The sequence below is a fragment of the Amycolatopsis speibonae genome (genome assembly GCF_042647925.1).
GTDB classification, from domain to species: Bacteria; Actinomycetota; Actinomycetes; order Mycobacteriales; family Pseudonocardiaceae; genus Amycolatopsis; species Amycolatopsis speibonae.
In genome coordinates, this window is the sequence record NZ_JBHRWK010000022.1 from 130,325 (window position 1) to 151,895 (window position 21,571).

Here is a 21,571-nt window from a genome sequence, read left to right on the forward strand (position 1 = left end):
GATTCTCCTTAGGGGAGCGGGGGAACCACGTCGACTTCCAGTGAGTCGTCGAGGTGGCCGTCGAAGTTGACGGACGAGTACGAGCGGAGCTTGGTCAGCCGGTGGTAGCCGTCGATCATCCGGACCGTGCCGGACTTCGAGCGCATCACGATCGACTGGGTGGTCGCGCCGCCCGCGCGGTAGTGCACGCCGCGCAGCAGGTCGCCGTCGGTGACGCCGGTGGCGCAGAAGAACACGTTGTCGCCGCGGACGAGGTCGTCGTTGCCGAGTACTCGGTCGAGGTCGTGGCCCGCGGCCAGCGCCTTCTCGCGCTCCGCGTCGTCCTTCGGCCACAGGCGGCCCTGCAGTTCGCCGCCGAGGCACTTCATCGCGCAGGCCGCGATGATGCCTTCGGGGGTGCCGCCGATACCGAGCAGCATGTCGACGCCGGTGCTCGGCCGGGCCGCGGCGATCGCGCCGGCGACGTCGCCGTCGGAGATGAAGCGGATCCGGGCGCCCGCCTCGCGGACCTCCTTGATCAGCTGTTCGTGGCGCGGCCTGTCGAGGATGCACACGGTGACGTCGGAGACGCTGGAGTTCTTGGCCTTCGCGACCCGGCGGATGTTCTCCGCGACCGGGGCGGCCAGGTCGACCTTGCCCGCGGCGTCCGGGCCGACGGCGAGCTTCTCCATGTAGAAGACGGCGGACGGGTCGAACATCGCGCCGCGTTCGGCGACCGCGAGCACGGCCAGCGCGTTCGGCATGCCCTTGGCCATCAGGGTCGTCCCGTCGACCGGGTCGACCGCGACGTCGCAGTCCGGCCCGTCGCCGTTGCCGACCTCTTCCCCGTTGAACAGCATCGGGGCTTCATCCTTCTCGCCTTCGCCGATGACGACGACGCCGCGCATCGACACCGTCGAGACCAGCTGGCGCATCGCGTCCACGGCGGCACCGTCCCCGCCGATCTTGTCCCCGCGCCCCACCCAGCGGCCCGCGGCCATCGCGGCGGCTTCGGTCACGCGGACCAATTCCATCGCGAGGTTGCGATCGGGCGCTTCACGGCGGCGGGAAGAGCTGGCGGACGAGGTGGGGGTGGGCATGCTGCCTCCCGGATCAGGGAACTCGGCGGGGTCCCAGTCTCTCAGATACCCACGGTGGTTCGGTGGCTCAGGAGCATGGTGAACGTCACTGACCGTTGCCAGGCTCGTCTTCGACGGACGACAGCGCGGCCTCGATCCGCTCGCGCGCGCCATCGAGGTGGTGCTCGCAGACCTTCGCCAGCTGCTCGCCCTTCTCCCACAGGGCCAGCGACTGTTCCAGGGACAGCCCGCCCGCTTCGAGTTCGCGGACGACCTCCACCAGCCTGTCGCGGGCCTGCTCGTAGCCGAGTTCGGCGGTGTCGCCACCGGGTTTGCTCACGCTGTGCTTCCTTCTACCGGACGTCGGTGCTTGCCGATACCCGCGCACACTACCGCGCCGGCCATGGCGTTGTCGTAACCCACGAAGGCGAGAGCGAACTCCTGGCCGTCACCCTCCGCGATCGCCGCGACGAGGTTCTCCTGTGCTCTCGCCACCCGTTTCCGGTGCACGGCGCCGTCCGCGAACCACCATCGGGTGCCGACGTGTTCCGCGGTGGCCTCCGACAGCTTGCGCAGCTGGGCGTCGAGGCCGCGTTTGGTCGCGAACTCGCAGCCCGCGAGCAGGACGGTCCAGCATTCCCCGGCGGCGCGGTCGGCCAGCAGCGCGTTGCGCAGCACCTCCGGGGCGTCCGCGCGCATCGCGGCGTCGACGGTCATAGGCAGGAAACTCGCCGTCAACGGCCCTCCTCCGGCTCCCCCGAGACGACGGCGCCGAGCGCGCCGTCGACCACGCGGACGCGCAGTTTCGCGCCGTCCACGACCTCGGAGACGGACCGGAGTACCTGGAGGTTGCCTTCGGTGTCGGTGTACTGCACCACCGCGTAGCCGCGTTCGAGGGTCGCCGCCGGGCCGAGCGCGGTCAGCCGCGCGCGGGCGCTGGCGATCTCGGCCTGATCCTTGGCGAGCAGGGTGAGCATCGCGCGGCGACCACGTTCGCGATGGATCTCGACGTCGTCGGAGCGCCGCTGGATCGGGCCGAGCGGGTCGGCGAGCACGGGACGGCTGCGCGTCTGGTTCAGCAGCCTGACCTGGGTGTCGACCCAGCCGTGCAGGGCGCGGCGGCCGCGGTCGCGCATCTGGCGGACACGCTGGGTCTCCTCACGCACGTCGGGCACGATCCGCTTGCTGGCGTCGGTCGGCGTCGAACAGCGGAGATCGGCGACGTGGTCGAGCAGCGGGGTGTCGGGCTCGTGCCCGATGGCGCTGACCACCGGGGTCCCGGCCGCGGAAACAGCGCGGCACAGTGCCTCGTCGGAGAACGGCAGGAGATCTTCCACGCTGCCGCCGCCGCGCGCGATCACGATGACGTCGACGTCCGGGTCACGGTCCAGTTTGGACAGTGCCTGGAGGATCTGCGGGACGGCGAGCGAACCCTGCACGGCGGTGTTGATCACCTTGAACGCGACATGCGGCCAGCGAGCCTGCGCGTTCACCAGGACGTCGCGTTCGGCGGCGGAGGCGCGGCCGGTGATCAGCCCGATTCCCTTGGGCAGGAACGGGATCTTGCGTTTGCGCTCGGGCGCGAACAGGCCTTCGGCGGCCAGCAGCCGTCGCAGCCGCTCGATCCTCGCGAGCAGCTCGCCGATGCCGACCGCGCGGATCTCGTTGGCGCGCAGGCTGAACGACCCGCGGTTCATGAAGAACGTCGGTTTGGCGTGCACCACGACGCTCGCGCCTTCGCGCAGCGGCGGGTCGATCGCGCGCAGCAGGCCCATCGGGCAGGTCACCGACATCGAGACGTCCGCCGACGGGTCACGCAGGGTCAGGAAGGCGGTGTTGGTGCCCGGCCGGGCCGAGATCTGCGTGACCTGACCCTCCACCCAGACCACGCCGAGCCGGTTGATCCACTCGCCGACCTTGCGGGCGACCGTGCGGACCGGCCACGGGTTCTCGGCGGTGGTGGACGGGCCCGCCGCGGCCGAAGTGGGCTCGGCGGTCACTGGCCTTCCGCGCTGCCGGTGTCGTCGCCGTCGTTCTCGGCCTTCTTCACGTTCCCGATGCGGCGCGCGAGCATGCCGACGAACGACGCCCTGTCGGCGTTCGCCCGTTCATAGGTCAGCAGTTCTTCCAGCTGCGCGAGATCGAACCGGCGCAGACGGGCGCGCAGCTGCGGCAGGGTGAGCGTGTCGTAGTCGTCCAGCCCGGCGGGGCCCGAGGTCACGGGGGCGCTCACGCTGTCGAACTCGCCGTCGGCGTGGTCCTCGGCGAGCGCGCGCTCCTCCTCGGCCCACGGGTCTTCGGTGAGCCCTTCGAGTCCATCGAGAACACCGAGGTGACCGTTCACCTCGGCACGCGGCTCCGGGACTTCGGCGTCTTCCCGTAGCGGGATCACGCACGAGTCGCGTTCGTACCGGCGTTCGCCGAGATCCGGAGGGAGATCTTCGTCGAAGGTGGCCCAGCTGGGGGTGTCCTCGACCGGGCGAAGGCCGGACAGCGCGTCGTCACCCTTGATCGCCAGTTCGGTGACGTGCTGCTGGACGCGCATGGAGAACTGGAGCACCTGGCTGACCACCGTGACGGGGAGCCCGGTGAGCTGCTTGGGAAGTTCGCGAACCCGCTCGGCGGTGGTGACGGCGAGGCCCGCGGCGACCCGGAGGGGGAGCGGGAGAGGCTTCATACCTCTAGCCTGCCGTATTTGGTCCATCCTGCCCAACCGAACGGGGACGCAGGTTCACAGGACGTGACTCCACGCACATACTTTCGAGGGGTTCCCTGGTCACCTGAACGTGAGTGTGAGGAGCCCCCGGGGCAGCCCGTACCCTGGAGGTCATGAGTTCTGCGAGTCCCGGAATCACGCCCGCCGGCAGTCCGACGATCACCGAGTCCGGTGTGCCGGCAGGTGGCAAACGTGTCCTGCTCGCCAAGCCTCGTGGTTATTGCGCGGGTGTCGACCGCGCGGTCATCGCCGTGGAGAAGGCACTCGAGCTCTACGGCGCACCGGTGTACGTGCGCAAGGAGATCGTGCACAACCGGCACGTCGTGGAGACCCTGCGCGATCGCGGGGTGATCTTCGTCGACGAGACCTCCGAGGTGCCGGAAGGCGAATTGGTGGTGTTCTCCGCGCACGGCGTCTCGCCCGCGGTGCACGCCGAGGCGGCCGAGCGCAATCTGCGGACCATCGACGCGACCTGCCCGCTGGTGACGAAGGTGCACAAGGAAGTCAACCGGTTCGCGAAGGACGACTACGACATCCTGCTGATCGGCCACGAAGGCCACGAAGAGGTCGAAGGCACCGCCGGCGAGGCTCCCGACAAGGTGCAGCTCGTCGACACCGCCGAGGACGTCGACAAGGTCGAGATCCGCGACCCGTCGAAGGTCATCTGGCTTTCGCAGACCACCCTTTCGGTGGACGAGACCATGGAGCGCGTCGATCAGCTGCGGGACAAGTTCCCCGGTTTGGCCGACCCGCCCAGCGACGACATCTGCTACGCCACCACGAACCGTCAGGTCGCGGTCAAGGCCATGGCCGCCGAATGCGACCTGGTCCTGGTGGTCGGCTCGACGAACTCGTCCAACTCGAAGCGGCTGGTCGAGGTCGCGCTGAAGGCGGGGGCGCGCGCGTCGCACCTTGTCGACTTCGCGCACGAGGTCGACGAAGCGTGGCTCGAAGGTGTCGAGACCGTCGGCGTCACGAGCGGCGCTTCGGTGCCGGAGGTACTGGTCATGGACCTGCTGGCGTGGCTGGCCGAGCGCGGCTGGGGCAACGTCGACGAGGTCACCACGGCGAACGAGAAGATCGCGTTCGCGCTGCCGCACGAGCTGAAGAAGGTCGGCAGGGCCTGAGGCTTCCGAATACGAAAGGGCCGTCCGAGGAGTTCCTCGGGCGGCCCCTTCTTTTGACCGGACTCAAGCGCTGGTCAGAGGCTCAAGTGAGAGCAAAGGTCCCTTGCTTCGCCGCTCGTCAGCGCTCATCGTCCCACGGGCGGCGGCGGGGCGGCTGCCCTCCGCGGCGCGGGTCGTCCGCACGCGGCGGACGGCGGCGCGGGGCACCGGGAGCACTTTCGCCGCGCGGGTCGCGGCGGCGGGGTTCGCCACCCTCTTCCGGCCGCGGCCGACGAGGCTGACGTCCCGGGGGCGGCGGTTTGCGGGCACCCGGCTCGGCGTCGCGACGGGGACGACGCTCGTCTTCGGCGGGCGGGCGGCGGCGGGGCGGCACACCGTCACGCGGAGCGCTGTCTCGCGGAGCACCGCGGCGCGACGGCGGGGGCGGAGTCTGGCCGGTCCGGGACGGCGGACGGCCACGGCCCGGAGCGGCGGCGGGACGGGCCGCGGGCTTGGCGTCGTCGCGACGTTCCGGCTTGGCACCGGGCTTGACCTTCGCCGGGGCGTCGGGATCGCGTTCGCGGTAGATCCGGAAGATGCCGATCGCCAGGGTGACACCGGTGGTGATGGCCATCGTCGGGAACCCGTTGATCAGCGGCGTGCCGATGTCGAAGGCTCTTTCGAGCAGGTCCGAGCCCTTGCTGTTGTCCGAGGTCAGCAGAATGACCCCCGGCACGGTCACGGCGAGGACCAGGGGCGGCTGCACCATCGGGCCGAACAGCCCGCGGCGCTGGACGGCCACCACGGCGACCACCGCGCCGAGCGCGTAGAAGATCTTGAACAGCAGGCCCAGGTCCTTCTGCGTCATCACGTCGATGAAGGCGCCAAGGATGGCGAGCCCGAAGCCCACCAGGACGGCGGCCCACCAGGGCAGCCCGCGCCTGGCGCCGACGAGCGGACGCTCGTCCCAGGCTACGGGAACGTCGTCGGCATCAGGATCGCTCTGGCGATCGCGAATCGCGGTCACAGGCCCCACCGTATATCCAAGCTGCGGACATACCGCCAACAGGCGGTATGTCTATCGCCTGGTAGTGGTCATTCCGGACCACCCGGACGGACTGCCCGAGTGTTTTCCAGAGGTACTACGTGTAGGGGTGCGACAAGGTTGTCAACGAGGCCGAAACGGAGCCTCCGATTCCGGAAATCGCAGGTAGGGAACCTACCCTCGTGAGTGGTCAGGACTGTTCTAACCGTCCTTGCCACTCACGAGCCAGCGCCTGAACGCTCGCTTTTCCCGCCTCACGAGGCGGGGAGTTCGTCCGCCTTCCTGATCAGTGGCACCGGCGCAGGACTGCCCGAAGCGTCCGTCAGCGGTGAGACCGTGCTCCGGAAACTTTCGAGCGCGTCCAGCTCCCGGCGGCGGGCCGAGATGAAGCGCTGCAGATGGGTGCTCGACAGGTTCAGCGCGTCGACCGCGTTGCCCGCGGCCCGGTGCGCGGCCGCGGCACCCGCGCGGACCTGCTCGACGTCCTCGACCAGGGCCCGCTCGGTCGCGGCGAACAGCGCGGCGGACGCCAGCACGGCGAATCCGGTCGGCCCGCAGAGGAAGACCCGCCTGTCCAGCATCCAGCGCAGCAGTTCCGGGTCGGTGTCCAGCGCGGCCACCACGGCCGCGTCGGACGGGACGAACATGATCGTCCCGTAGATCGCGTCGGCCCAGCGCTGGTAGCCCTTGCCCGCCAGTTCGGCCGCCCTCGACCGGATCTGCCGGACGTGGACGCGCAGCGCGTCCAGCCGCTCTTCGGGGTCGTTCGTTTCGACGGCCTCGGCCCAGCAGGCCATGCTCGCCTTGGCGTCGACAGGCACTGTCCGCCCGCCGCCGACCCGCAGCACCATGTCCGGTTTCGCCGCGCCGCCGCCCGCGAGGTCCGTTTGCAGCGTGAAGTGCAGCTCCTCGCGGAGCCCGAGCGCGCGTGCGGTCTCCAGGAGCACTTGCTCGCCGAGTTCACCGCGGCCGCTGATCGAGGCGAAGGCGACCTCGTACCGGCGTAGTGCGAGTTGCTGCTGATCCGCCTTCGACCGCTCGGCGGCGACCAGTTTCGCCGCCGCGTCCGCCCGCCGCATACCGTCGTTGTACAGCCGCCACAGCAGCGCGACCGCGACGAGCAGCAACAACGCGAGCACGACGGCCGCGGTGGTGATCACCGTCGCCACCGGTACCTCCCCTCCGGATCCGAGTCGGGGAACATCATGGCGGAACCCACCGACAAAAACCGGACGGCCCGATCGCGCTCCGTATCTGACCTGCGCCGTCCCCGGCGTGTCGGAAAGCGCAGGGGCGCCAAGGGCGCGCCTCCCCTTCCCGGCCGGTGCGCGGCCCTATTTTGGGCTGCGTGAAGCTCCTGCACACGTCCGACTGGCATATCGGCCGCACCTTCCACGGCGCCGATCTGCTCGCCGAACAGGAAGCCGTGCTCGGCCACCTCGCCGATCTCGTGGTCGCCGAGTCGGTCGATGTCGTGCTGGTGTCCGGGGACATCTACGACCGCGCGGTCCCCTCGGCCGAGGCCGTCCGCGTGGCCACCACCGCGCTGGGCAGGCTTCGCCAGGCAGGCGCGAAGCTGGTGATGACGCCGGGCAACCACGACTCCGCCCCCCGGCTGGGCGCGTTCGCCGAATTCGCCGCGGCGGGCGGGCTGTACCTGCGCGCCACGATCGCCGGTCTCGCCGAACCGGTGCTGCTGCCCGACGAACACGGTGACGTCGCCCTCTACGGCATCCCGTACCTCGAACCGGAGCCCGCGCGCCACGCCCTCGGCGTCCCCGAGGCCCGCGGCCACACCGGCGTCCTCACCGAGGCGATGCGGCGGATCCGGGCGGATCTCGCCGCCCGGCCGTCCGGGACGCGGTCGGTGGTGCTCGCGCACGCCTTCGTCACCGGCGGCGAGCCGACCGAATCCGAACGGACCATCGCGGTCGGCGGCGTCGAGCAGGTGCCGGGTTCGGTTTTCGACGGCGTCGACTACGTCGCGCTCGGGCACCTGCACGGCCCGCAGACCCTCGCCGAGCACCTGCGCTATTCGGGAAGCCCGCTGGCGTACTCTTTTTCCGAGACACGCCAACGGAAATCGGTCTGGCTGGTGGACCTCGACGCCGACGGGCTGGCCGAGGTCCGGCGTCACGAACTGCCGGTTCCCCGGCACCTCGCGATGCTTCGCGGAGAGCTGGACGAGCTCCTGTCGGACCCGGAACACGACGGCCTCACCGAACACTTCCTCTCCTTCACCGTCACCGACCGGGTCCGCCCGATCGACGCCATGCGCAAACTGCGTGAGCGGTTCCCCTACGCCGTGCACATGGACTGGCAGCCGGAAGGCGGGCACGACGGTGCAGCGCTGAAGTACGCCGAAGCCGTCCGAGGACGATCCGACGTCGAGATCACCCGCAGTTTTCTCGAGGACTGCCGCGGCTCCGCGCCGTCGGGGAGCGAGGAGCGGCTGGTGCTGGCGGCACTGGGCGCCGCGGGCAGGGAGCGCGAAGTATGAGGTTGCACCGGTTGGAGGTCGCCGCTTTCGGGCCGTACGCGGGCCGCGAGGTGGTGGATTTCGACGTGCTCGGCGCCGACGGCCTGTTCCTGTTGCACGGCGACACCGGCGCGGGGAAGACGACGCTGCTCGACGCCATCGCGTTCGCGTTGTTCGGCACGGTCCCCGGCGCGCGCGGTGAGGTGAAGCGGCTGCGCTGCGATCTCGCCGAGCCCGACCAGGTCACCGAGGTCGTCCTGGAACTGACCGTGCAGGGACAGCGGATGCGGATCGCGCGCAACCCCGAGTACCAGCGGCCCAAGCGCCGCGGCGAGGGGATGACCCTCCAGCAGGCGAAGGCGGTGCTGAGCTGGGTCGGCACGGTGCCCGCCGGGCACGTGGCCGAAGGCATCACGCGGATCGACGAGGTCGCGCGCACGATCGAGCGGCTCATCGGCATGACGCACGAGCAGTTCTTCCAGGTGGTCCTGCTGCCGCAGGGCGAGTTCGCGCGGTTCCTGCGGGCGAACACGGCCGAGCGCGAGGAATTGCTGGAGCGGCTGTTCGGCACGGAGCGGTTCTCCGACGTCGAGAACTGGTTCGCGAGTCTGCGCGCCGAGCGCGGCCGCGAGTTGCAGGATCGGCAGCAGTCGCTGCGGGAATGGGTCGCGCGGTTCGCGCAGGTCGCCCAGCAGGAAGCGCCCGAAGAGGGACAGGCCGAGTGGGTCGGGGCGGTGCTCACCGAGTCAGAGCTGCGCGTCGAACAGGCACGGGAACGGGACACGAAGGCCCGCGCGGCGGCCAAGACCGCCGAGACTTTGTGGCAGGAGAACCGATCTACCGCGGAACGGATCCGCCGGGTGCGCACCGCGTACACGCGGCTTTCGGCGATCGCCGAGCAGGCGGATCAGCGCGCGGAGTGGGCGGAAGAGGTCGAAGCGGCCCATCGCGCGGCGGGTGTCGTCGCGGAGGCGGATCTGCTCGAACGCCGCTCGAACCAGCTCGCCGACGCGGAGACCGCGGAGACGCTTCGAGCTCAAGAAGTGCCTGACGCCGCGGACAGTTCAGCCGCCGAGCTTCGCGCTCGCGCCGGCGCGCTGCGCGAGGAAGCGGGCGCGCTGGCCGAACTCGTGGCGGAAGGTGAGCAGCAGCAACGAGAACTGACCCGCCGCGATCAGCTGAGCACCGCCGCGGAGGAGGCGGCGAAGCAGGCCGAGGAAATCGCCGCCGAACTCGAATCCGTGCCGGAGAAGATCGCCGCGTCGCGTGCCGAGGCACTCGCGGCCGCCGAAGCCGAAGCGAAACTCGACGGTGCCCGCACCCGTTTCGACGATTTGACCGCGCTGGTCCGGGACGCCGACGAGGTCCCTCGGGCGGAGCTGGCCGTCGAGCAGGCGCGTGGGCTGGTCCGCGACGCCGTCGACGGCCATCAGCAAGCGCGGCAGCATCGCCTGGACCTGCGTGAGCGCCGCCTCGACGGGATGGCGGCCGAACTCGCCGCCGGACTGGCCGCGGGCGAGGACTGCCCGGTGTGCGGGGCGACCGAGCATCCGGCTCCCGCCACGCATACCGGCGGTCTCGTCGATCCCGAGGACGAACGACGCGCCGAAGTCGCGGAGCAGCAGGCCGAAAAGCTGCGAGAGCAGGAGAAAGCCGCACTGCTGGAAGCAGAGGGACGCCTCAAGACGCTGGTCGAGCGGTTGCGTGAGCGCACCGCGGAGGCGCTGCGGGCCGAGCTCGGCGAGGCGCGGGATCTGGTCGCGTCGCTATCGGAAACGGCCCGTCGCAAGCCCGTCCTGGACCGGCGGCTCCTCGATCTGGAGAGGAAGACCGAGCAGCTGACCGAACGCCGTCGCGTGACCGGACAGCGGGCGGCCGAGGCCGAGACCGAGGTCCGAGGCCTCACGGAACGGCTGGCCGAACGGGAACGGCGACTGGAAACCGCGCGCGGCGAGTTCGCCGACGTCGCCGCCCGGCGGCGGCACCTGCTCGGTTTCGCGACCCGGCTCGACGCGCTCGCCGAAGCGCGGCTCGGCGTCGTAGGCGCTCGCGAGCGTCGCGACGAGCAAGCGAAACTGGTCGAGGAAGCGTTGCGGGCCAAGGGTTTCGCTGATCTCGACGAGATGCGGGCCGCGTCGAGGCCGGACGAGCAGATCACGAAACTGGAGACCAGCCTCGCCGATGCGAAGGCGATGGAGAAGGCCGAGAAGCGGGCCCTCGCCGAGCCGGAACTCTTCGGCATCTCGCCGGAGGACGAGATCGACGTCTCGGCCTCCGAGGAAACGGCGCGGGACACCCGAGGCGAGGCCGAACAGTCGCTCGTGGCGCTGCGGGCGGCTGCTTCACGGCACACGGACCTGGCGAAACTGGCCGAGCGGATGACGTCCTTGATGGCGGAACTGGCACCTGTCGAAGAGCGGTACCTCGAACTGAAGGCGCTGGCCGAGGTGGTCAACGGACGCGGGCAGAACGCGCGGAAGATGTCGCTGCGCTCGTACGTCCTCGCCGCGCGGCTGGAGGAGGTCGCGGTCGCGGCGACCGCCCGCCTGCGGACGATGAGCCAGGGCCGCTACTCGTTCGTGCACTCCGACGCGGCCGGTGCCCGGGGCACCCGCGGCGGCCTCGGGCTCGACGTGCTCGACGACTACTCCGGCACCATCCGGCCCGCGAAGACGCTTTCGGGCGGTGAGTCCTTCCTCGCGTCGCTCTCGCTGGCGCTGGGGCTCGCCGACGTCGTCGCCGCCGAGACCGGTGGAGCGCTACTGGACACGCTGTTCATCGACGAAGGCTTCGGCACGCTGGACGCCGAGACGCTCGACATCGTCATGAACATCCTCGACGAGCTTCGCGCCGGCGGGCGGGTGGTCGGGCTGGTTTCGCACGTGGAGGAACTGCGGCAGCGGATCCCGACCCGGCTTCGGATCCGGAAGGCCCGTACGGGCTCTTCGGTGGAGATCCACGCCGCCTGACCCTGTCCCGCGCGCTATGAAAGGTCCTTTCCTTGCAAAATTTGCAAGGAAAGGACCTTTCATAGCATCCGGAGGTCAGGCAGCTTCGTGGGTCAGCAGCCACTGCTTCGCCGGAACACCCCACCGGAAGTTCCCCACCGCACCGCCGGTCCGCACCACCCGGTGGCACGGCACGAACAACGCCGCCGCGTTCTTCGCACAGGCCGAGGCGGCCGCCCGCACCGCCGACGGATTCCCCGCCAGCGCCGCGTACTCCGCGTAGCTCACCGGCTCCCCCGCGGGCACCTTCCGCAGCATTTCCCAAGCGTGCTCCCGGAAAGCGCCGGACCGCTGCCGCACCTCGATGTCGGCCACCGCGTCCAGGTCGCCGCCGTGGTACCGGCGGATCGCGGTGCTCACCGGCCCCAGGTCCCGTCGCTGCTGCACCTCGCCGGGGGTCAGCGACGGTGAGATCAGCGGCGTCAACTCGCCTACGTCTCCTGTCCAGCCCGAGGCGAGTACGGCCCCGTCGCCCGCCACCACGGCGGTGAACGGGCCGATCTTCGTGTCCATTGTGGACCAATACGCGATGCTCATTGTCTTCCTTTCAGGCGCGCCACAGGTACATGCCGGCGTACGAGGACCAGGGCTGCCAGGCCCGTCCTCGTTCGGCCAGCGTCGTTTCGTCGTCGGCGATGCCCAGCGCGGCCGCTCCCCGGCGCAGCGCGGGATCACCGGTCAGCAGGACGTCCGGTGCGCCCAGGACGCGCATCAGGACGTAGTCCGCGGTCCGGGGCCCGATCCCCGGGAGTTCCAGCAGTTCGGCCCGCAATTCCTCGGGATCGCGCCCGACGTGGACCGAAACCCCGTCCGCCAGCGCGCGGGCCACCGCGGCCACCCGTTCCGGACCGTGCTCGGCTACCTGGGCCGCCGTCGGGAACAGCGTGGTCAGCCCTTCCAGCGCCTCGTCGCAGCTGGGCATGCGCTCGCCGAGGGTGTCGGCGAGCGACGCCGTCTCGGCGGGAGACAGCATCGCGCGCAGCACGAGTTCGTCCCCGTCGACGGCGCCGGGCACCCGGATGCCGGGGATCGCCTCGACCAGCGGCGCGAGCGCCGGGTCGGCGCCGAGGACCCGCGTGACCGCCTCGGGGTCGGCGTCGAGATCGAGCAGCCGCCGCACCCGCGTCACCGCGCTGCTCAGGTCGCGCAGGTCGGTGAGCCGCAGGTCGCTGCGGACATGGTCGTCCTTCGCGGTCAGCCACACCACGCCCGAGCCGTGCGCGAGCCGCAGCGTGCGTCCGTAGCCGGTCACCCCGGAATCGTCGCGTGTCACGTGCTCGACGCCCGGGACGGCCCGGTCGGCCAGGAAGTTCAGCACCCCTGCCGCGTCGAACGGTTTGCGGAAGGGAAGCCGCAGGCTCAGCCGGGTCCCGGTCGGCGTCTCCTCTGCCTTACTACGGCCGCGACGCAGGCTCGCCGCCCGAAGCTGCGAAGGCGTTGTCGCGAACACTTCGCGGATCGTCTCGTTGAACTGGCGGACGCTGGAGAAACCCGCCGCGAACGCGACGTCGGTCAGCGGGAGCCCGGACATCTCGATCAGCAGCCTCGCGGCGTGCGCCCGGTGTGCCCTGGCCAGCGCCAGGGGTCCGGCGCCGAGTTCCGCGGTGAGGACGCGCCCGAGCTGGCGTTCGGAATAGCCGAGCCGCCGCGCGAGCCCCGGGACGCCGTCGCGCTCGACGGTCCCGTCCGAGATGAGCCGCATCGCCCGTGCGGCGAGGTCGGCCCGGATGTCCCAGTCCGGCGAGCCGGGGACAGCGTCGGGGAGGCAGCGGCGGCAGGCACGGAAGCCGTTGGACTGCGCCGCGGCCGAGGTCGGGTAGAAGCGGACGTTCTGCTGCTTCGGCGTCGACGCGGGGCAGGACGGGCGGCAGTAGATCCCGGTGGTGGCGACGGCCATGATGAACTGCCCGTCGAACCGGGAGTCGCGGGCGGCGACGGCGCGGTAACACCGTTCGGTGTCGCGCCACACGGCCCGTTCGGCCAAGGTCTGTTCGGTCATGACGTCGATCGTGCCACCAGGTCGAGAGCCCGGCTGGCGGAAATCCGACACGGCGATCAAGGCCTCGGCGGATGGGGTGGTGGGCGGCACGTAGACTTCTGGCCCGTGAGTCTCACCCTCGGCATCGTCGGCCTGCCCAACGTCGGCAAGTCCACCCTGTTCAACGCGCTGACCCGCAACGACGTGCTCGCCGCGAACTACCCGTTCGCCACGATCGAGCCCAACGTCGGCGTCGTCCCGCTGCCGGACCCGCGGCTGGACGAACTCGCCAAGGTGTTCAGCTCCGAGCGCACCGTGCCCGCCGTCGTGTCCTTCGTGGACATCGCGGGCATCGTGAAGGGCGCGTCCGAGGGCGCCGGGCTCGGCAACAAGTTCCTCGCGAACATCCGCGAGGCGAACGCGATCTGCCAGGTCGTCCGTGTCTTCGACGACCCGGACGTGATCCACGTCGACGACCGGATCGACCCGGCGAGCGACATCGAGACGATCAACACCGAGCTGATCCTCGCCGACCTGCAGACGCTCGACAAGGCGCTGCACCGGCTCGAGAAGGAGGCGCGGACCAAGAAGGAAGCCAAGCCCGCCCTCGACAACGCGCTCAAGGCCAAGGAGATCCTCGACTCGGGCCGGACCCTGTTCCAGGCGCAGAAAGAGGTCGACTTCGAGGTACTGCGCGAGCTGAGCCTGCTCACCACGAAGCCGTTCCTCTACGTCTTCAACGCCGACGAAGGCATCCTCACCGACGAGTCCCGTCGCGAAGAGCTGGCCAAGATGGTCGCCCCGGCGGACGCGGTCTTCCTCGACGCGAAGGTCGAATTCGAGCTGCTCGAACTGGACGACGAGGAGTCCGTGCGCGAGCTGCTGGAGTCCGTCGGCCAGCAGGAGCCGGGCCTGTACTCGCTGGCGCGCGCCGGTTTCCACACCCTCGGCCTGCAGACCTACCTGACCGCCGGCCCGAAGGAATCGCGCGCCTGGACGATCCCGCAGGGCGCGACCGCCCCGCAGGCCGCCGGCGTCATCCACACCGACTTCGAGCGTGGCTTCATCAAGGCCGAGGTCGTCTCGTACGCCGACCTGATCGAGAACGGTTCCATGGCCACCGCCCGCGCCGCTGGGAAGGTGCGGATGGAGGGCAAGGACTACATCATGTCCGACGGTGACGTGGTGGAGTTCCGCTTCAACGTCTGATGCGTTCGTTTCGGTGACGACTTGTCGCCGATTGTTACTTTCATTGGGCGCAGGATATACTGCGTCCAATGAAACCTTCGCCGAGTCTGCTCCCGCTGCTGCGGTCTCGCACGCAAGGTGAGCTGCTTGCCCTCGTTCTGCTGCATCCGGACCGCGAGTACAGCATCACCGAGCTCGCCGAGGCCTGTGGTGTCACCTCAACCGCGGCGTTGCGTGAAGTCGAGCGGCTGACCGAGGGTGGCATTCTGGAAGATCGGCGGGTCGGCCGGAGTCGGCTCGTCAAAGCCCGCACTGATACCCCGCTTTACCGGCCGTTGAGCGACCTCATCGCGGTGACATTCGGGCCGATGCCGCTGCTCACCGAGGCCTTGTCCGGGCTTGCGGGCGTCAGTGAGGCATACATTTACGGCTCTTGGGCCGCGCGCTACAGCGGCGAACCGGGGCCGCCGCCCGGCGATGTCGATGTCCTTGTCGTCGGTTCGCCTGATCCGGACGAGCTTTTCGACTTGGCGGAGCGGGTGTCGCGGCGACTGAGCCGCGAGGTCAACGTTCATCGGATCTCATCCGAGTCGTGGGCCTCGAGCACGACGGATCCGTTCCTGGTCAGCGTTCGCGAGCGTCCGCTGGCTCAGCTGAACCTCGACTTGGAGACTTGATGACCCGGTGGAATCAAGGACGCGAAACGATCGACGCGCTCATCGCGAGCGGTTCGATCGAGCGTGTCCCCGCCTCGCGAGAAGCCGCCGAGGCGGAGATCGACAGGGCCCGCACGCACCTCGCTTCGGCGCGGCTGTTGCTGGATTCGGATCCGGAAGGCGCCTACACGCTGGCATACGACGGTGGGCGGCGCGCCTTGGCGGCTCTATTGCAGAACCAAGGCCTGCGCGCGACGAGTCGCGGTGGCCACATCGCCGTCTACGAAGCTGTTTTCGCGCAGCTCGATCCTCCGCTTGGGCAGATTTTGCGTCCCTTCAACCGCATGCGGGTCCGGCGGAACGAAGTTGCTTATCGCTCCTCGGAAGCTCCGTCGATGACCAGCGAGGACGTGACAGCCGATATCGCGAAAGTCGAAGCCTTGATCGACGTCGCGAAGAGGGCGATCCCGAACATGCCGCTCTACTAGCGGCGATCTTGCTCGCAGCGAGCGCCGCGCCGCCGCGCAGCGTGACGCCCGATGAGGAACATCGATGATCGGCCCGCGGTGCCGGACCTGCAGCTAGAGAACGGCCCGCAGGAAAGCCGAAAAGCCTGCGATCCCGAAGAGCGCCAAGCCGCCGGTCCAGATCCGGTAGGACCGCAGTCGAATCACTCGGCGGCGCACCCGGCCGGCGGTTCGAGCCCTGAACTCGCCTGTCGCGAAGATCTCCGGCCAGCCGTGGTCCCGCTCGATGCGGTGTAGCAGCACCGAGTCGGTGACCTCGTTCTGCCGCTGCCGGAGCAAAAGTTGGATCGACATCGCAGACACGATCGTCGACAGCAGCCCTGCGACGGCGGCCGCGAGCGACGACGACTGTGCTCCATAGGCGAGGGACAGGAGAAAGGACTGCGCTGTAAGGGAAAGCGCTGGCACCTGCCACATCAGCGTGTCGAAGGCCTGACGTCGCGTGGCGAGGATTTGGTACTGGGTGATGGTCACCGGTGATGCGGGAGGTCGCGGGTCTTGTTCGTCGGGCGAAGGCGTCACCCGATCAGAGTGGCACCTCGGCCGCAGTCTCGTGAGTGGTTAGGACGGTTAGAACCGTCCTAACCACTCACGAGCGCCACTACTTCCGCAGCAGGCTGTACGCCGCCGAACCGATCAGCTCCAGCGAAATCTGAAGCCGCTCAAGGGAAACGTTGTCCTTGATGGTGTCTTCCGGCGTGTGGTAGGTCGGCTCCAGCAGCGCCGGGCCGCTCTCGCCACGCCAGCTGAAGTTGCCCGAAGCGATGCCGCGCTCGAAGAACGGCACGTGGTCGCTCGAACCACGCGCGACCGGACCCTTGACCCGCGGGTCGTAGCCGAGCCGCTTGGCCGCGGCGTTGACGGCAGCGGTCGTGGCGTTGTCGGCGCCGTCCACCGAAAGCAGCCAGTAGGTGATCGCCGGGTCCCAGCTGGTGGCGACCATGTCGTTCTGGAAGCAGCCCGCGATCCGCTTCGCCTCCGGGTCGGTCAGGTTCGACACGTAGTGCCGCGAGCCGATCAGCCCGTACTCCTCCGAGCCCCACAGCGCGAACCGCAGCGTCTTGTTCGTCGGCAGGTACCGCAGGACGCGCGCCAGCTCCAGGCACAGCACGGTGCCGCTGCCGTCGTCGTTCGCGCCGGGCGAGCCGGGGACGCTGTCGTAGTGCGCCGTCACCATGACCACGCCGTCGTCCTTGCCGGGGAACGTGGCAGGCCGTTCGGCGAGGACGTTGTACGACGTCAGGTTCTTGTGGTGCGTGGCCGTCGCCTTCACCTTGACCGAGCCCTTGGCGAGCCGTTCGCGCAGGCGCTCCACCTGGACCTGGGCCAGTCCGAGCACCGGGACGGTGACCGGGGTGGCGAGCGTCGGGGAGAAGGCGGACAGCTTGCGCGCCGGGTCGGCACCGATCCGGCCGAGCAGCACGGCGACCGCTCCGCGCTGCGTGGCCGTCAGGTACGCGTCGGCCTTGTTCGTCACGGCCGCGATCAGCACGATCTTGCCGGTCAGGTCGTCGGGAAGCGTGGTCCCGTCACCGGCGTCGACGACGTCGGCCTCGCGCGTGACGTCCTGCGCGCCCTGCGGTGACGAGCCGGTCTGCCAGCTGTCGCGTCCGACCGACAGGCCGCCCAGGAACTTGTCGGCGATCGGGAACGGCTGCAGCGTGACCTGGTAGCGCAGGTCGCGAAGCACCTTCGCGATGTAGTCCTTGGCGCGCAGTTCGCCCTCGGTGCCGGCGATCCGGGAGCCGATCTTGTCGCTGAGCACCCGCAGATGCTCCAGCGCCCGCCGCGACCGGACCCGCGCGATCACGGGATAGTCGCCGAAGTCCAGCGACGGCGGGAACTGCGCGCCCGGACGCTGCTGCGTGGCCGCGGCGGCGGTGCCGGGGTTCAGCCCGATCGTCGCCGCGCCCGCCAGTGCCACCGCGCCCGCGAGCACCTCACGTCTGCGCAGACCTGCCATGGAACACCCCTCACTTCTCGGGAGAATCTCGTTCGAGTAGCTAAGAGTCGCAGGGCCGCCGGAACAACCTCCGATCGTCCCCTTTTTCCGTTTCAGCCCACGGTCGTCCGGCGGTAGGCCCGGGACACGGCGACGCCGCCGCAGGCGATCGCCCCGATCAACCCGCCGATCAGCAGCACGGTCCCGGTGAACGGCCCGAAGTCGCCGACGTCGGCGAGCCGTCCCCAGAACGAGCCTTCTAGCAGCGCGCCGACGAGGATGAACGCCGGCGCGACGATGCCGAGGAAGAGGATCGGGCGGAAGCGGGCGGCCAGCGTCAGCACGAGGATCCCGGTGATGCCGAGGATGAACGGGCCGGGCGGGATGTCCGGGAACCCGGGCACGCCCGAGACGATCTGGATGATCAGGCCGGCGACGCCGACGAAAAGGAAGAAGGCGTTGGCGACGGCCGCGGTGGAACGGTTCATGGCGGAACTCCTCACTGGTTCGGATGACCACTGAAGAGTCCTCGTCGAAGCAGGGAAGGGCGTCGGCCCGGAAGCGGCAATCGGGTCTACGCGGACCTGCGTACAGGTTCGCCGAGGACCTCGGTGAGCTCCGCCGAAATCGCCGTCACCAGCGTGTCGCCGAATACACAGATCGTGTACTCCCACGGATGCCGAACGTGCCGAGCCGGAAGTCCGGCGTCAGGTACAGGTAGTAGTCGCCGTCCGGGAACGGGCTGAGCGGCCAGTCCTTCACGGTGGTCGAGAACCGGTACGACTCGTGCTGCCAGTCGAGCGCGTACAGCTCGTCGGCGCACGAGGCCAGGCCCCGCTGGATCACGGAAACCATCCGGTCCAGCAGCAGGTATCCCGGGTCTTCGTCGAGGGCGGTCAGGCTCCAGGTCGCCGATCCCGCGGGTTCGGCGATCCCCGGCCACTCGAATCGGCTCGTGCTCGGCCGGAAGGCGAACTCCGCGTAAAAGCGGCTCCAGACATCCCGGTACTCGGCATTCCCCAGGCTCTCGATGCTCACGCCGGGAAAATACGCCCCGTGAGTCTGATACCAGAGTGGTATCATCGACCTCATGGCCATGACCTTGAGGTTGAACGACGAGCAGGAGCGCGCTCTTGCCCTGCTTGCGGAAGCCGACGGCGTGAGCAAGCACGAAGCCACCGTTCGCGCCATCACCGAGGCCGCCGCGCGCCGTGTCCGTGACGACCGTGTCCGCGCGCTGTCCAAGGACGGCAGGGATCGCTACGCCGCCTTGCTCGACCGTCTCGCCCAGTGATCGAGTATCTCACCGTCGAAGACCTCTTGGCGCTCGCGGAAGACCTCCGGGTGCCCAAGATCCGTGATCTCGGGCTGCTCGACTCCGCCGCGCACCGGCCGCAGGCTTCGCTGATGGGCCGGGACGCCTATCCGACGCTGCACGAGAAGGCGGCGGTGCTGCTCGAGTCGCTGGCGCGCAACCACGCGCTCATCGACGGCAACAAGCGCCTGGCCTGGATGGCGACGTTCGTCTTCTACGGGCTCAACGGTCACGACCTCGACGCGCCGGAAGACGACGCGTACGACCTGGTGATCGCGATGTCCATCGGTTCGCGCAGGTACGCGGAAGCGGCGGTCGAACTGGCTGCGTGGGCGAGGGTAACTTCGGACGGGTGAAGCCGCTGAGTCCCGACATGTTCGCGCCCGAGTGCCCGTCGAATCTGACGCCGTTCCGGATCGGCGACAAGTGGGCGGGCCTGGTCGTGCTGTGCCTGGAAGAGGGGCCGCGCCGGTTCACCGAACTGCGGGTGCCGCTGAGGGGCGTCACGTCGAAGGTCCTCACGGAAACCCTCAGGGCTCTGGAGCGCGACGGCATGATCACGCGGACGGCGTACGACGAGACGCCGCCGCGGGTCGAATACGAGCTCACCTCGCTCGGCCGCACGTTGTTCGAGCCGATCGAGGCATGCCGCGAGTGGGCGGCGAAGCACCTTCCGGAGCTCGCCGCCGCTCGTGAGGCCTATTCGGGCTAGCCGAGAAGGCCGAGCATGACGATCGTCAGCAGCGTGACGGCGGCGGCGAAGGCGGTCACCCAGGCGCGCTGGGCGGCGGTGATGGAGGCGTTGTTCACGGCGGTTCCCCGGGGGAGAGAAGCGACAGGTTCGCCGGGAACAGCGCGTTGATCAGGGTCCGCGTTACCGTCTTGGCGCCGGTGTGGCGAAGATCACTGATCGTGCTGATGGTGCCGATCACGCGCCGTGTACCAGAGCACTCCGGCAGCGGCAGCCACCATCGCGCCGAATGCGGAGAAACCCACCACGATCGCCTGTGTCATCACTCGTCCTTTTCTCGTCGGTCGTACTGGGTAGACGTCCGAGAAGCGGTGTCGTGGCGCGGTCGTCGCGGACGTCACATGTCGTCGAGTACCCCGTCGATCTGCGAAGCAAGCGCGAAGTCCTTCTCGGTCAGCCCTCCGGCGGAGTGCGTGCTGAGCCGGAACGTCACCGTCCGCCAGCGGATGTCGATGTCGGGATGGTGGTCGGCCGCCTCCGCCAGTTCGGCCACCTTGTCCACCGCTTCGATGGCTTTCGGGAAGCTCGGCAGCTTCGCCGTCCGCTCGATCGTGACGCCGTCACGCGTCCAGTCGGAGAGTTTGGTCACGGCCTCGTCGGCCTGCTTGTCGTTCAAGATTTCCGCCATGACTCCATGGTGGTACGCCGTCGGCTACGCTGCACGTTTGCCACGGGTCCCCCCTTGAAGAACGCAGGAGGCTAGATGAAACGCGCCCTCCGCACGGTCGTTGCGGCTGGCACGGTGGCCGCCCTCGTCGCGGGCTGCTCGCTCTCCGGGAACACGGGGAACGACCCGCAGGCGCCGGCGACGGTCACTCTCGTGACGCACGACTCGTGGCTCGCCCCGCAGGAGGTCCTCGACGCGTTCGAGCGCCAGTCCGGGATCAAGATCTCCGTGCTCAAGCAGGGTGACGCGGGCGCGCTGACCAACAAACTGGTGCTGACCAAGGCGAACCCGATCGGGGACGTCGCGTACGGCGTCGACTCGACGTTCGCCTCCCGCGCGCTCACCGAAGGCGTTTTCGAGCAGTACACCAGCCCGGAGGCCGATCGCGGGCCGCAGCGCTACTCCGTCGACCCCGAGCACCGGCTCTCCGCCGTCGACCTCGGCGACGTCTGCGTCAACATCGACAGCCGGTACTTCGCGGAAAAGGGGATCCCGGAGCCGAAGTCGTTCGCGGATCTGGCCGACGCCAAGTACAAGGACCTGATGGTCGCCGAAAGCCCCGCGACCTCGTCGCCGGGGCTGGCGTTCCTGCTCGGCACCGTCGCCCAGTTCGGCGAGCAGGGCTGGCAGGCGTACTGGACGCAGCTGAAGGCCAACGGCCTCAAGACGGTCAGCGGCTGGGAAGAGGCTTACACCAAGGAATTCTCGGGTTCCTCGGGCAAGGGCCCGCGCCCGATCGCCGTGTCCTACGCGTCTTCGCCCGCAGCCGAGATCGGTGACGACGGCAAGCCGCGGACGAAGGCGCTGCTGGACACCTGCTACCGCCAGGTCGAGTACGCGGGTGTGCTCGCGGGCGGCAAGCAGACCGAAAAGGCCCGCAAGGTCGTGGACTTCCTGCTGTCCCAGCAGTTCCAGGTGACCGTGGCTAGCAACATGTACGTGTACCCGGCCCGTCAGGGCGTCGAACTCCCGCAGGGCTGGGCGCAGGCCGCGCCGTTGCCGCAGCAGCCGAAAACGCTCGAACCGGCCAAGATCCAGGCCGGGCGCGAGCAGTGGATCGCCCAGTGGCGCACGCTGTTAGAAGGCTAGTTGCCCCCAGGCTGACTCTTCGTGGTGCCGGGCTGGCCGCACTCGC

24 protein-coding genes are annotated in these 21,571 nt (G+C 69.4%); 10 read left to right on the plus strand and 14 right to left on the minus strand.

Going from position 1 to position 21,571, the window contains the following annotated elements:
• Nucleotides 1–8: 8 nt before the first annotated feature.
• From glpX to ACFOSH_RS16605, 5 genes are all read right to left on the minus strand, one after another.
• Complete coding sequence (gene glpX / locus ACFOSH_RS16585; protein ID WP_378239803.1) at nt 9–1,079, minus strand: class II fructose-bisphosphatase; 1,071 nt, start codon at nt 1,077–1,079, stop codon at nt 9–11.
• An 85-nt stretch (nt 1,080–1,164) separates the two neighbouring features.
• A complete protein-coding gene (locus ACFOSH_RS16590; RefSeq protein WP_378239804.1) occupies nt 1,165–1,398 on the minus strand; it encodes an exodeoxyribonuclease VII small subunit in 234 nt (77 codons plus the stop codon).
• Nucleotides 1,395–1,796 carry a hypothetical protein gene (locus ACFOSH_RS16595; protein WP_378239805.1) on the minus strand — a complete coding sequence of 134 codons (402 nt, stop codon included), beginning with the start codon at nt 1,794–1,796 and terminating at the stop codon, nt 1,395–1,397. The genes ACFOSH_RS16590 and ACFOSH_RS16595 overlap by 4 nt, the downstream gene beginning before the upstream one ends.
• A complete protein-coding gene (gene xseA, locus ACFOSH_RS16600; RefSeq protein ID WP_378239806.1) occupies nt 1,793–3,058 on the minus strand; it encodes an exodeoxyribonuclease VII large subunit in 1,266 nt (421 codons plus the stop codon). Before xseA ends, ACFOSH_RS16595 begins: the two co-directional genes overlap by 4 nt.
• Nucleotides 3,055–3,735 (minus strand): lipid droplet-associated protein, encoded by a 681-nt coding sequence (locus ACFOSH_RS16605; RefSeq protein ID WP_378239807.1) that lies wholly within the window; start codon nt 3,733–3,735, stop codon nt 3,055–3,057. The genes xseA and ACFOSH_RS16605 overlap by 4 nt, the downstream gene beginning before the upstream one ends.
• 152 nt (nt 3,736–3,887) lie before the next feature.
• Here ACFOSH_RS16605 and ACFOSH_RS16610 point away from each other — a divergent pair, with 152 nt between their 5' ends.
• Nucleotides 3,888–4,901 carry a 4-hydroxy-3-methylbut-2-enyl diphosphate reductase gene (locus ACFOSH_RS16610; protein ID WP_378239808.1) on the plus strand — a complete coding sequence of 338 codons (1,014 nt, stop codon included), beginning with the start codon at nt 3,888–3,890 and terminating at the stop codon, nt 4,899–4,901.
• 118 nt (nt 4,902–5,019) lie between these two features.
• Here the strand turns inward: ACFOSH_RS16610 and ACFOSH_RS16615 are convergent, their stop codons facing one another.
• Together ACFOSH_RS16615 and rmuC are read right to left on the minus strand one after the other, a co-directional pair.
• Nucleotides 5,020–5,907, minus strand: a complete 888-nt coding sequence (locus ACFOSH_RS16615; RefSeq protein ID WP_378239809.1) for a DUF6542 domain-containing protein — start codon at nt 5,905–5,907, stop codon at nt 5,020–5,022.
• A gap of 272 nt (nt 5,908–6,179) precedes the next feature.
• Nucleotides 6,180–7,094, minus strand: a complete 915-nt coding sequence (rmuC, locus tag ACFOSH_RS16620; RefSeq protein WP_378239810.1) for a DNA recombination protein RmuC — start codon at nt 7,092–7,094, stop codon at nt 6,180–6,182.
• 179 nt (nt 7,095–7,273) lie between these two features.
• On the opposite strand from rmuC, the gene ACFOSH_RS16625 reads away from it, so the two are divergent.
• Together ACFOSH_RS16625 and ACFOSH_RS16630 are read left to right on the plus strand one after the other, a co-directional pair.
• Entirely contained in the window at nt 7,274–8,425 is a 1,152-nt protein-coding gene (locus ACFOSH_RS16625) for an exonuclease SbcCD subunit D (RefSeq protein WP_378239811.1), read from the plus strand.
• A complete protein-coding gene (locus tag ACFOSH_RS16630) occupies nt 8,422–11,373 on the plus strand; it encodes an AAA family ATPase (protein ID WP_378239812.1) in 2,952 nt (983 codons plus the stop codon). Before ACFOSH_RS16625 ends, ACFOSH_RS16630 begins: the two co-directional genes overlap by 4 nt.
• Nucleotides 11,374–11,448: 75 nt before the next feature.
• On the opposite strand, the gene ACFOSH_RS16635 is transcribed toward ACFOSH_RS16630, so the two are convergent.
• On the minus strand, nt 11,449–11,949 hold the full coding sequence (locus tag ACFOSH_RS16635) for a methylated-DNA--[protein]-cysteine S-methyltransferase (protein WP_378239813.1): 501 nt from the start codon (nt 11,947–11,949) through the stop codon (nt 11,449–11,451).
• 10 nt (nt 11,950–11,959) lie between these two features.
• Nucleotides 11,960–13,411: a DNA-3-methyladenine glycosylase 2 family protein gene (locus tag ACFOSH_RS16640; RefSeq protein ID WP_378239814.1), complete on the minus strand. Its 1,452-nt coding sequence runs from the start codon at nt 13,409–13,411 to the stop codon at nt 11,960–11,962.
• A gap of 105 nt (nt 13,412–13,516) precedes the next feature.
• Between ACFOSH_RS16640 and ychF the strand changes: the two genes are divergently transcribed.
• From ychF to ACFOSH_RS16655, 3 genes are all read left to right on the plus strand, one after another.
• Nucleotides 13,517–14,599 (plus strand): redox-regulated ATPase YchF, encoded by a 1,083-nt coding sequence (gene ychF / locus ACFOSH_RS16645; protein WP_378239815.1) that lies wholly within the window; start codon nt 13,517–13,519, stop codon nt 14,597–14,599.
• Between the two features lie 68 nt (nt 14,600–14,667).
• Nucleotides 14,668–15,255 carry an ArsR family transcriptional regulator gene (locus ACFOSH_RS16650; RefSeq protein ID WP_378239816.1) on the plus strand — a complete coding sequence of 196 codons (588 nt, stop codon included), beginning with the start codon at nt 14,668–14,670 and terminating at the stop codon, nt 15,253–15,255.
• Entirely contained in the window at nt 15,255–15,722 is a 468-nt protein-coding gene (locus tag ACFOSH_RS16655; RefSeq protein ID WP_378239817.1) for a hypothetical protein, read from the plus strand. Before ACFOSH_RS16650 ends, ACFOSH_RS16655 begins: the two co-directional genes overlap by 1 nt.
• Before the next feature lie 93 nt (nt 15,723–15,815).
• Here ACFOSH_RS16655 and ACFOSH_RS16660 read toward each other — a convergent pair whose 3' ends face one another.
• From ACFOSH_RS16660 to ACFOSH_RS16675, 4 genes are all read right to left on the minus strand, one after another.
• Complete coding sequence (locus ACFOSH_RS16660) at nt 15,816–16,235, minus strand: hypothetical protein (protein ID WP_378239818.1); 420 nt, start codon at nt 16,233–16,235, stop codon at nt 15,816–15,818.
• A 127-nt stretch (nt 16,236–16,362) separates the two neighbouring features.
• Nucleotides 16,363–17,724 (minus strand): M20/M25/M40 family metallo-hydrolase, encoded by a 1,362-nt coding sequence (locus tag ACFOSH_RS16665; RefSeq protein WP_378239819.1) that lies wholly within the window; start codon nt 17,722–17,724, stop codon nt 16,363–16,365.
• Between the two features lie 92 nt (nt 17,725–17,816).
• Entirely contained in the window at nt 17,817–18,191 is a 375-nt protein-coding gene (locus tag ACFOSH_RS16670) for a hypothetical protein (RefSeq protein ID WP_378239820.1), read from the minus strand.
• A 145-nt stretch (nt 18,192–18,336) separates the two neighbouring features.
• Nucleotides 18,337–18,741, minus strand: a complete 405-nt coding sequence (locus ACFOSH_RS16675; protein ID WP_378239821.1) for a DUF2716 domain-containing protein — start codon at nt 18,739–18,741, stop codon at nt 18,337–18,339.
• Nucleotides 18,742–18,793: 52 nt separating this feature from the next.
• On the opposite strand from ACFOSH_RS16675, the gene ACFOSH_RS16680 reads away from it, so the two are divergent.
• The 3 genes from ACFOSH_RS16680 to ACFOSH_RS16690 are packed head-to-tail and all read left to right on the plus strand — an operon-like array spanning nt 18,794 to nt 19,730.
• Nucleotides 18,794–18,997, plus strand: a complete 204-nt coding sequence (locus ACFOSH_RS16680; protein ID WP_378239822.1) for a CopG family transcriptional regulator — start codon at nt 18,794–18,796, stop codon at nt 18,995–18,997.
• Nucleotides 18,994–19,374 (plus strand): type II toxin-antitoxin system death-on-curing family toxin, encoded by a 381-nt coding sequence (locus ACFOSH_RS16685; RefSeq protein ID WP_378239823.1) that lies wholly within the window; start codon nt 18,994–18,996, stop codon nt 19,372–19,374. Before ACFOSH_RS16680 ends, ACFOSH_RS16685 begins: the two co-directional genes overlap by 4 nt.
• Nucleotides 19,375–19,391: 17 nt before the next feature.
• Nucleotides 19,392–19,730, plus strand: coding sequence for a winged helix-turn-helix transcriptional regulator (locus ACFOSH_RS16690; protein ID WP_378239968.1), 339 nt, complete (start codon nt 19,392–19,394; stop codon nt 19,728–19,730).
• 376 nt (nt 19,731–20,106) lie between these two features.
• Here the strand turns inward: ACFOSH_RS16690 and ACFOSH_RS16695 are convergent, their stop codons facing one another.
• A complete protein-coding gene (locus ACFOSH_RS16695; RefSeq protein WP_378239824.1) occupies nt 20,107–20,397 on the minus strand; it encodes a 4a-hydroxytetrahydrobiopterin dehydratase in 291 nt (96 codons plus the stop codon).
• A 75-nt stretch (nt 20,398–20,472) separates the two neighbouring features.
• On the opposite strand from ACFOSH_RS16695, the gene ACFOSH_RS16700 reads away from it, so the two are divergent.
• The gene (locus ACFOSH_RS16700) at nt 20,473–21,525 is read left to right on the plus strand and encodes a thiamine ABC transporter substrate-binding protein (RefSeq protein ID WP_378239825.1); all 1,053 of its coding nucleotides are present in this window, start codon (nt 20,473–20,475) and stop codon (nt 21,523–21,525) included.
• Nucleotides 21,526–21,571 lie beyond the last annotated feature (46 nt).

What these genes read in the sequence shown, in the direction of transcription:
- ACFOSH_RS16650 (WP_378239816.1), top strand. Translation starts at nt 14,668, where the DNA reads ATGAAACCTTCGCCGAGTCTGCTCCCGCTGCTGCGGTCTCGCACGCAA.
- glpX (WP_378239803.1), bottom strand. Translation starts at nt 1,079, where the DNA reads ATGCCCACCCCCACCTCGTCCGCCAGCTCTTCCCGCCGCCGTGAAGCG.
- ACFOSH_RS16655 (WP_378239817.1), top strand. Translation starts at nt 15,255, where the DNA reads ATGACCCGGTGGAATCAAGGACGCGAAACGATCGACGCGCTCATCGCG.
- ACFOSH_RS16695 (WP_378239824.1), bottom strand. Translation starts at nt 20,397, where the DNA reads ATGGCGGAAATCTTGAACGACAAGCAGGCCGACGAGGCCGTGACCAAA.
- ACFOSH_RS16630 (WP_378239812.1), top strand. Translation starts at nt 8,422, where the DNA reads ATGAGGTTGCACCGGTTGGAGGTCGCCGCTTTCGGGCCGTACGCGGGC.
- ACFOSH_RS16605 (WP_378239807.1), bottom strand. Translation starts at nt 3,735, where the DNA reads ATGAAGCCTCTCCCGCTCCCCCTCCGGGTCGCCGCGGGCCTCGCCGTC.
- ACFOSH_RS16670 (WP_378239820.1), bottom strand. Translation starts at nt 18,191, where the DNA reads ATGAACCGTTCCACCGCGGCCGTCGCCAACGCCTTCTTCCTTTTCGTC.
- ACFOSH_RS16690 (WP_378239968.1), top strand. Translation starts at nt 19,392, where the DNA reads ATGTTCGCGCCCGAGTGCCCGTCGAATCTGACGCCGTTCCGGATCGGC.
- ACFOSH_RS16700 (WP_378239825.1), top strand. Translation starts at nt 20,473, where the DNA reads ATGAAACGCGCCCTCCGCACGGTCGTTGCGGCTGGCACGGTGGCCGCC.
- ACFOSH_RS16610 (WP_378239808.1), top strand. Translation starts at nt 3,888, where the DNA reads ATGAGTTCTGCGAGTCCCGGAATCACGCCCGCCGGCAGTCCGACGATC.
- ACFOSH_RS16635 (WP_378239813.1), bottom strand. Translation starts at nt 11,949, where the DNA reads ATGAGCATCGCGTATTGGTCCACAATGGACACGAAGATCGGCCCGTTC.
- ACFOSH_RS16640 (WP_378239814.1), bottom strand. Translation starts at nt 13,411, where the DNA reads ATGACCGAACAGACCTTGGCCGAACGGGCCGTGTGGCGCGACACCGAA.
- ACFOSH_RS16680 (WP_378239822.1), top strand. Translation starts at nt 18,794, where the DNA reads ATGGCCATGACCTTGAGGTTGAACGACGAGCAGGAGCGCGCTCTTGCC.
- ACFOSH_RS16665 (WP_378239819.1), bottom strand. Translation starts at nt 17,724, where the DNA reads ATGGCAGGTCTGCGCAGACGTGAGGTGCTCGCGGGCGCGGTGGCACTG.